The 6117-nt window shown below is 71.6% G+C and carries 6 protein-coding genes; 5 read left to right on the top strand and 1 reads right to left on the bottom strand.

Annotated elements, in window-relative coordinates; translation table 11 throughout:
• Nucleotides 1-142: 142 nt before the first annotated feature.
• The 3 genes from urtC to urtE are packed head-to-tail and all read left to right on the top strand — an operon-like array spanning nucleotide 143 to nucleotide 2835.
• Nucleotides 143-1297: an urea ABC transporter permease subunit UrtC gene (urtC, locus tag COGEMETH_RS10020; protein ID WP_238182438.1), complete on the top strand. Its 1155-nt coding sequence runs from the start codon at nucleotides 143-145 to the stop codon at nucleotides 1295-1297.
• Nucleotides 1294-2112: an urea ABC transporter ATP-binding protein UrtD gene (gene urtD / locus COGEMETH_RS10015; protein WP_238182437.1), complete on the top strand. Its 819-nt coding sequence runs from the start codon at nucleotides 1294-1296 to the stop codon at nucleotides 2110-2112. Before urtC ends, urtD begins: the two co-directional genes overlap by 4 nt.
• A gap of 27 nt (nucleotides 2113-2139) precedes the next feature.
• Nucleotides 2140-2835, top strand: coding sequence for an urea ABC transporter ATP-binding subunit UrtE (gene urtE / locus COGEMETH_RS10010; protein ID WP_238182436.1), 696 nt, complete (start codon nucleotides 2140-2142; stop codon nucleotides 2833-2835).
• Nucleotides 2836-3008: 173 nt separating this feature from the next.
• Here the strand turns inward: urtE and COGEMETH_RS10005 are convergent, their stop codons facing one another.
• Nucleotides 3009-3902, bottom strand: a complete 894-nt coding sequence (locus COGEMETH_RS10005; RefSeq protein ID WP_238182435.1) for a UDP-3-O-acyl N-acetylglycosamine deacetylase — start codon at nucleotides 3900-3902, stop codon at nucleotides 3009-3011.
• A 288-nt stretch (nucleotides 3903-4190) separates the two neighbouring features.
• Here COGEMETH_RS10005 and COGEMETH_RS10000 point away from each other — a divergent pair, with 288 nt between their 5' ends.
• Both COGEMETH_RS10000 and COGEMETH_RS09995 read left to right on the top strand, forming a co-directional pair.
• Nucleotides 4191-4883 (top strand): Crp/Fnr family transcriptional regulator, encoded by a 693-nt coding sequence (locus COGEMETH_RS10000; protein ID WP_238182434.1) that lies wholly within the window; start codon nucleotides 4191-4193, stop codon nucleotides 4881-4883.
• Between the two features lie 4 nt (nucleotides 4884-4887).
• A complete protein-coding gene (locus tag COGEMETH_RS09995) occupies nucleotides 4888-5958 on the top strand; it encodes an ABC transporter ATP-binding protein (RefSeq protein WP_238182433.1) in 1071 nt (356 codons plus the stop codon).
• Nucleotides 5959-6117: the final 159 nt, after the last annotated feature.

The following is a 6117-nucleotide window of genomic DNA, read 5'->3' as shown; positions in this document are numbered from 1 at the left end:
GGGGAGCGCCGTATCCGGCGACGTCGCCCACGCCCACCACATCCTGCGCCGTTGCGCGGCCCCTCTCCCGCCCTGCCTTCGCAGGGCACCCTCCCCCGCAGAGGGGGGAGGGACGGCTCACACGCGCGAACGGAACACCCGCATGACCCCGCGCACCCGCCTGATCGATGGGAAGGGCCTGATCTTCCTCGGCACCCTGGCCGCGGTCTGCGTCCTGGTCCCGCTGCTGAACCTCGGCGTCGCCGAAGGCTCCGGCCTGCACCTGCCGACCTACTTGGTCTCGCTGTTCGGCAAGTACCTCGCCTTCGCCCTGCTCGCGCTCGCCCTCGACCTGGTCTGGGGCTATTGCGGAATCCTTTCGCTGGGCCACGGCGCCTTCTTCGGCCTCGGCGGTTACGCCATGGGTATGTACCTGATGCGCCAGATCGGGCCCCGCGGCGTCTACGGGAACCCGGTGCTGCCCGACTTCATGGTGTTCCTGAACTACAAGGAACTGCCCTGGTACTGGCTCGGCTTCGACAACTTCGCCTTCGCCGCGCTGATGGTGCTGGCCGTGCCGGGCCTGCTCGGTTTCGTCTTCGGCTGGCTCGCCTTCCGCTCGCGGGTGACGGGCGTCTACCTCTCGATCATCACCCAGGCGATGACGTTCGCCCTGATGCTCGCCTTCTTCCGCAACGACATGGGGCTCGGGGGCAACAACGGCCTGACCGACTTCAAGGACCTTCTGGGATATCCCGTCCAGGCCCAGGGGGTCAGGGTCGCCCTGTTCGTGGCCACCGCCGTGGCGCTGGCGATCGGCTACGTGATCGCCCGCTTCATGACGGTCTCGGCCTACGGAAAGATCCTGATCGCGGTGCGCGACGCGGAATCGCGCACGCGCTTCCTCGGCTACCGGCCGGAGCACTTCAAGACGCTGGCCTTCACCGTCTCGGCCATGATGGCGGGGGTGGCAGGCGCCCTCTACGTGCCGCAGGTCGGCATCATCAACCCCGGCGAGTTCGCCCCCACCAACTCGATCGAGGCGGTGATCTGGGTCGCGGTCGGCGGGCGCGGCACGCTGGTGGGCGCCGCACTCGGCGCCGTGCTCGTCAACTACGCCAAGACCGTGCTGACCGGGGCGCTGCCCGATGCCTGGCTGTTTGCCCTCGGCGCCCTGTTCGTCCTGGTGACCCTGTTCATGCCCAAGGGCATCGTCGGCAGCCTGATCGAGCGCTTCGGCAGCCGTCGCGCTGCGGCCACGCTCCCGCCGGAACCGGAACTCGCCCCCAAGCTCGCGGAAGAGGGTCGTGGCTCATGAGCGACGCCGACCTCCTCGCCCCCGTCTCCGCCACGGCGACGGGCCCGGAAACGGGCCCCGCCAATGCCAAGAAAACGACGCAGGCGCTGCTCTACGTCGACGACCTCAGGGTGACCTTCGACGGCTACCGGGCGCTGCGCGGCCTCTCCCTGACGCTGGCCAAGGGCGAGATGCGGGCGATCATCGGCCCGAACGGGGCCGGCAAGACCACGATGATGGATTGCATCACCGGCAAGACCCGGCCCGATACCGGCATCGCCCTGTTCGACGGCACCCACGACCTGACCAGGCTCGACGAGCCGGCCATCGCCGACCTCGGCATCGGCCGCAAGTTCCAGAAGCCGACCGTGTTCGAGAGCCACACGGTGGCCGACAACATCCTCCTGGCCCTCAAGGGACCGCGGGCGGGCGTCGCCTCGCTGTTCGGCTGGCGCAACCGGGTCGCGGCCGAGCGCATCGACGCGCTGCTGACCACGGTCGGGCTGCTCGCCCACCGGGCCCGGCCGGCGGCCGACCTCTCGCACGGCCAGAAGCAGTGGCTGGAGATCGGCATGCTGCTGGCGCAGGACCCCAAGCTCCTGCTGATCGACGAGCCGGTGGCCGGCATGACCGACGCCGAGACCGAGGCGACCGCGACGCTCCTGCGCACCATCGCCCGGGACCACGCCGTGGTGGTGGTGGAGCACGACATGCACTTCGTGCGCGCGCTCGCCTGCCGCGTCACCTGCCTGCACGAGGGCGCGGTGCTGGCGGAGGGCTCGATCGACGCGGTCTCGGCCGACCCGCGCGTGGTCGAAGTGTACTTGGGACGATGAAGGAACCCGGACGGTGAGGGAACGCGCATGCTGAAGGTCGAGGGCATCGATCTCTACTACGGCGCGGCCAAGGCCCTGCGCGGGGTCTCCCTGGAGGCCGAGCCCGGCGCGGTGACGACCGTGCTGGGCCGCAACGGCGTCGGCAAGACCTCGCTGCTGCGCGCCATCGTCGGCCAGCAGCCCATCGCCAAGGGCGCGATCCGCCTGAACGGCCGCGACATCTCGGGGCTCGCCCCCTACGACCGGGCCCGCGCCGGCGTCGCCTTCGTGCCCCAGGGCCGGGAGATTTTTCCGCTGCTCACCGTCAAGGAGAACCTGGAGACGGGCTTCGCCCCCCTGAAGCGCGGCGACCGGCACATCCAGGGGGAGATCTTCGACCTGTTCCCGGTGCTCAAGGACATGCTGCACCGGCGCGGCGGCGACCTCTCGGGCGGGCAGCAGCAGCAGCTCGCCATCGGCCGCGCCCTGGTCACGCGTCCCAAGCTGCTCGTCCTCGACGAGCCCACGGAGGGCATCCAGCCCTCGATCATCAAGGACATCGGCCGGGCCATCACCTACCTGCGCGGCAAGGGCGAGATGGCGATCGTGCTGGTGGAGCAGTATTTCGAGTGGGCGCGCGACCTCTGCGACGCCTACGCGGTGATGGACCGTGGGCAGGTGGTGGATTCGGGGCCTCGCGCCACCATGGTGGAGGCCGACGTGCTGAAGTGGATGTCGGTGTAGGGTTTTCGGCGCCGCCGACGCCTTCTCCTCCCCCTTGCGGGGAGGGGTCAGGGGTGGGGGTGGTGCCGGATGAGGCTCCCCGGTCCCTTCTGAACCACCCCCACCTCCGGCTCCTCCCCGCAAGGGGGAGGAGAGGTGCCACATCCCGACCGCCCCGCCCCACGTGGCTTCCGTCATACCACCTCCCAAGCCCCGGCCTCGTTCATCAGCCTGGCCACCAGGGCGTGGTTCAGCTCGTGCCCGGTATGGGCCGCGGTGAGGCGGCCGAGGATCGGGTGGCCGGCGAGCGCCAGGTCGCCGACGAGGTCGAGGATGCGGTGGCGCACCGGCTCGTCCGGCACCTTCATGCCGCCGATGATGCGCCCGCCGACGATGCCGGCCGTGGTCGAGAGGTTGGCGCCGCGCAGGAACGGCTTGCGGGTGACGAACCCGTAGATCTTGGCCGGCAGCGCCCATTTCAGCCGGCCGAAGCTGCGTGAGGGCGCGAGGTCCGCATCGAAACTCTCGGGCGTGATCGCCCCCGACCAGTGCATCTCGCCGAAATGCGCCAGCGCCAGGGAGGCCGAGATCTGGAGGTGGTCCGCCGGCTCGATCCGCAGGGAGCGGCGCCCGTCGCGGACCTCCACGGCGCGCAGCACGCGGATGCAGGGGCGGGGGGCGGGGCGCTCGATGCGGCCTGCGGCCAGGATCGCCGCGCACCAGGGCGTGGCGCTGCCGTCGAAGATCGGCAGTTCCTCCGCGTCGATCTCGACGAGCGCGTCGTCCACGGCATGGGCGCTGAGCGAGGCCATCAGGTGTTCGACGGTGCGCACCAGGACGCCCTCGGGCGAGCGGATCGCCGTGCACAGGGGCTGGGATTCCCGTAGCGTCCAGAGCGCCGGCACGTCGGCGGTGCGCGCGCCCTTGAGGGTGCGGCGGAAGACGATGCCGTGGCCGGGCGGCGCCGGCGAGACCCGCACGTTGGCGTGGCGCCCGGTATGCAGGCTGCGCCCGGAGCGTTCGAAGGCCGTGGCCAGCGTCGCCCGGCGCTGGCCGGCGTCAGGGGTCTCGGTCGAGGTCGGCGGCATGGGTGAGGGCACTCGGCACAGGCGCTCGGGCAGCGGCTTTCGGTTATCCCAAGCGGGGGCCTGGGAGAAGGTGCCGGCTCATCCACCCCATTCGCGGTGCCCGCGGCTTGACCGGTGCGGACCCTGTCGTCACGATCCGCTGCGAAGCTCGGCCATCCCGGCATCCGGCCCCGCGGGCCGTGATCGGGAGCGCGCATCGCCGGCAGGCTTTCGACGGCGGGGCGCGGTCCGCCCCGATGTTTCGTCGGCCGGCGCCCGCTCGGACCGGAGTTTCGAGGGGAAGACCAGATGGCGCGGCTTTCGACCATACCGTTCTTCAAGGAGCCGGGCATCGAACTCGGTCCCTTCGAGACCCGCTGCCACTGGCGCCGCTTCGACGAGAACGAGGTGCTGGTCGACTTCGACGACATCTCCACCGACGTCTACTTCATCGCCGCCGGCGAGGTGCGCATCCTCAACCGGACGCAGTCGGGCAAGGAGGTCATCCTCGGCGAGATGCGCGGGGGCGCCTTCTTCGGGGAGCTGGCGGCGCTCGACGGCGTCGGGCGCTCGGCCAACGTCACGGCGCTCACCCGCGGCGAGGTCTGCGTGGTGCCGGCCGCCGTCTTCCGCCAGATGATCTTCGCCTCCGAGGCCATCGCCGACCGGCTGTTCCGGCTGCTGGCCAAGCGCGTGCGCGAACTGAACACCCGCCTGATGGAGCACGCTCTCCTCGACCTGCGCCACCGCCTCTACGCCGAGCTGCTGCGCCTCTCGGTGCCGCGCACCGGCGGCTCGGGCGCGGGGGAGCGGGTGGTGAGCCCGCCGCCCTACCACCACGTGCTGGCCGCCCGCATCGGCTGCCGCCGGGAGCAGGTCACGCGCGAGTTCACGGTGATGGCCAGCGACGGCCTCGTGGACCGCACCCGCGGCGCCCTGGTGATCCGCCGGCCGGACCTGCTGGAGGCCCGCGTCGCCGAGGCCCTGCGCGAGGATTCCTGAAGCCTTGGCCGGGTCGGACGCGCCGCGGCTGCGGCTGGAGGGGCTGACCAAGCGGTTCGGGGCGGCGGACGCCGTCGCGGACGTGTCGCTGACCCTCGATCCGCAAGAGTTCTTCTGCCTGCTCGGCCCCTCCGGCTGCGGCAAGAGCACCCTGCTGCGCCTGATCGCCGGCTTCGAGGCGCCGGATGCCGGCACGATGTATCTCGGCGAGACGGACATCGCCGCCCTGCCGCCCCACCGGCGGCCGGTGAACATGATGGTTCAGTCCTACGCCCTGTTCCCGCACATGAGCGTGGGCCGCAACCTCGCCTACGGCCTCCAGGGCCTCGGCCTGGGTAAGGCGGCGATCGCGGAGCGGGTCGAGGGGCTGCTGCGCCTCGTGCGCCTCGATGGCTTTGGCGGGCGCCGGCCGGACACCCTGTCCGGCGGCCAGCGGCAGCGGGTGGCGCTGGCCCGTGCGCTGGCCCGCGAGCCCAAGGTCCTGCTGCTGGACGAGCCGCTCGGCGCCCTCGACCGGTCCTTGCGCGAGGAGACCCAAGGGGAGTTGCGCGCCCTGCAGCGTCGGCTGTCGACCAGCTTCGTCGTCGTCACCCACGATCCCGAGGAGGCGATGACGCTCTCCGACCGCATCGGCGTGATGGATCGCGGCCGGCTGGTGCAGGTGGGCCGGCCCCGCGACCTCTACGAGCGCCCGGCCACCCGCTTCGTGGCGGGGCTTTTGGGAGATGTGAACCTCATCCCCGGCCGGCTCGGGGCCGACGAGCCGGGGGGGCTGCGCATCGTCGAGACCGGGCTCGGCCCCCTGCGGGGCGCGGCCTACGCCGAGCCCCTGCATGCTGGCGCCCCGGTCGTCCTCGCCCTGCGGCCGGAGCGGATCGACTTGGTGCCGGACGGACTGCCCGCCACGGTCGTGGACGAGACCTTCCTCGGCGACCGCATCCGCCGGACCCTGCGCCTGGGCGACGGCTCGCTGATCCGGATCAGCGGTCCGGCGGGGCAGGGGGCGCAGATGCCGGTGGGCGAGACCGTGGGCTTGGCCTTTGCGCCGGAGACGGCCGTGATCCTGCCCGCATGACGATCACGACGCGAAAAGCCACCCGCGCGCGTCCCTCCCCCCTCTGCGGGGGAGGGTGGGCCTCGCATCAGCGAGGGTTGGGAGAGGTGAGCGCGCTATCCGGAAGCGTCGCTCCCCTCTCCCGATCCGCTTGGCGGGCCACCCTCTCCCGCAGAGGGG

Source organism: Methylobacterium trifolii, assembly GCF_022179685.1.
GTDB lineage: Bacteria > Pseudomonadota > Alphaproteobacteria > Rhizobiales > Beijerinckiaceae > Methylobacterium > Methylobacterium trifolii.
The sequence above is the reverse complement of the archived record's forward strand: the minus strand, read 5'-3'. Positions and strand labels throughout refer to the sequence as shown.